Source organism: Roseimicrobium gellanilyticum (assembly GCF_003315205.1).
GTDB classification, from domain to species: domain Bacteria; phylum Verrucomicrobiota; class Verrucomicrobiia; order Verrucomicrobiales; family Verrucomicrobiaceae; genus Roseimicrobium; species Roseimicrobium gellanilyticum.
This window is the reverse complement of the sequence record NZ_QNRR01000031.1, coordinates 1-1,426: the sequence shown is the minus strand read 5'-3', so window position 1 is coordinate 1,426 and position 1,426 is coordinate 1. Positions and strand designations below refer to the sequence as shown.

General features: G+C 59.7%; 1 protein-coding gene. It reads left to right on the top strand.

Annotated elements, in window-relative coordinates; genetic code table 11:
• The first annotated feature begins 55 nt into the window (after positions 1–55).
• Entirely contained in the window at positions 56–1,393 is a 1,338-nt protein-coding gene (locus DES53_RS32325) for an IS4 family transposase (protein ID WP_170157592.1), read from the top strand.
• Positions 1,394–1,426 lie beyond the last annotated feature (33 nt).

Genomic DNA, 1,426 nt, shown 5'->3' with positions numbered 1-1,426 from the left:
TTAAGTCTAGTTAGATAAATGGAGTCGCGGAAGTGGTTGTCTGTTTTTTTCTGAGTTGAGCGCGCAGCGTTTGCGCCGGGTGCGTGAGCGTTGTGGGCGGGGCCTTCAAGGCAAAAGCAAAGTGTCCTTTGCCCAGTTTGTTTGGGGCATGGTGATGCAGGCGCTGAGTTCTGGTGGCACTTTGGGGCATCATGTCCGAACCATGAGCAACGTTTCCATCAGCGATGAAGCCGCCATCCAGCGTAGAGCAGGGTTGTCTTGGGAGTGGTTTGAAGAGCTCTTTGCAGAGGTGCTGCGTCCGCGTGCTCAACACGAGTGCCACCCCTTGAGTTTTTATCACGGACATCGGCTCCTGGGAGTGGATGGTTCACAATGGAGCCTGCGCAACACCCGGGCCATCGGGAGCCGTGCAGGCGCACGCCATCGCAACGCCAGCAGGGAAGCCGCCTTCTACAAGTTCAGTGGCGCGGTGCTGGTGGAACTGGGCACGCACCAGCCTCTGGCAGCAGCACGCGGGCTGCCTTGTGCCCAGGGCATGGCGGGAGAGCTCACGCTGGCACGCGAGCTGTTGGGTTCCATTCCCAAGAAGGAAGACACCTTGCTGCTGGCAGACCGCTACTATGGCAGCGCGCGCTTCATCGCCGATGTGCGCCATGCAGCCGGAGCACGATGCCAGTTGCTGGTGCGCGTTAAAAGTTCGTGCAAGACCAGGGTGCTTGATAAACTCAGCGATGGCAGTGCCTTGGTGGAGACACGCGTATGCCAGCCAGGCACGACACGGCCAGCAGGAACACTGCAACTGCGTGAGATTCGTGGCGAAGTGTGGCGCCAGCCCTCCCAAAAAGACCAGGAGGGCGAGATGGCACCACCCGAGCGCACCGAGGTGCGCTTGTGGACGACGTTGCTGGATGAGCAAAAGCATCCTGCCGTGGAACTGCTGGCCTTGTATGCGAAGCGATGGGAGCAGGAGCTGTTCTTCGGCGAACTCAAACGCCATACCGGCAGGCAGCATCTGATGCGTGCCACCACACTGGAAGGAGCGGAGACGGAGTTCGGAGCCAACATCCTCGCGGCCAGCCTGCTGGCAGCCCATCGTGTGAAGACTGCTCAAAGTGTGTCCCTGGAGCCCGTGCGCATCAGCGTGGACAAGATAGGCAGCGCCCTGGAGGCCTTGCTGCCAGTGCTCAGCATCGCGGGTTCACTCATCACTGCCAGGCAACGCCAGGGCATCATCACCAAGTTCCTGGAGCACATGGCCAGAGAGTCCATCATCAGACCGAGAAGGGCCCGGACTTGTCAGCGTGGCGTGCGCAAACCTCAGGACTCCTGGCCACGTATCCATGAGCGCTCCTCCCGCAATGGTCACTTCGAGTTTAAGCTCATACCATGGTAAAATACCCCGCATTTTCCTTCATGGCATTGGGCT